This window comes from Streptomyces sp. AC627_RSS907 (assembly GCF_019049165.1).
Genome location: NZ_JAGMUE010001085.1, coordinates 1 through 571 on the forward strand (window position 1 = coordinate 1; position 571 = coordinate 571).

Consider the following 571-nt stretch of genomic DNA (forward strand, 5'->3'; position numbering starts at 1 on the left):
ACTGTCGGGACTCCCGCTCCTCCCGCTCCTCCTGCTCCTCCTGCTCCTCGGTGACGATCAGCGGCTCGGCGTTGCGGCGGATGCTGCGGGTCAGGCTGGTCAGCACGTGTCCCGGGCCGACCTGGAGGAACTCCTCCTCGCCCTTGCCCATCAGGTAGCGAATGGTCTCGCTCCACCGGACGGTCGAGGAGATCTGGGTGATGAGCGTGTCGGCGACCCGGTCGGCGCGGTAGGGGCGCGCGGTGACGTTGGCGATGACGGGGATGGTCGGGGCCTTGATGGCGAACCCGTCGGCGAACGCGGCGAACTCGCGCTGCGCGGACTCCATGTACGGGGAGTGGAAGGCGCCGCTGACCTGGAGGACGGTGTACATGCGGACGTTCGCCGCCTGGAAGGCGTCCTTGGCGCGCTCGACGTCCTCGCGCGGGCCGGAGACGACGATCTGCGAGGGCGAGTTGAGGTTGGCCACGGAGATGGAGTCGAAGCCGTGCTCCCGCAGGACGTCGTGGACCTCCTTCTCCTCCAGGCCGCCCACCGCGGCCATGCCGCCGCCGTACGCCTGGCCCATCAG

1 protein-coding gene is annotated in these 571 nt (G+C 69.9%); it reads right to left on the minus strand.

All coding sequences use genetic code 11. The features are described 5' to 3' along the window. Window positions 1–571 (minus strand): ACP S-malonyltransferase (locus KUM32_RS40400; protein WP_217146675.1); only part of this gene is annotated, 571 nt, incomplete at both ends.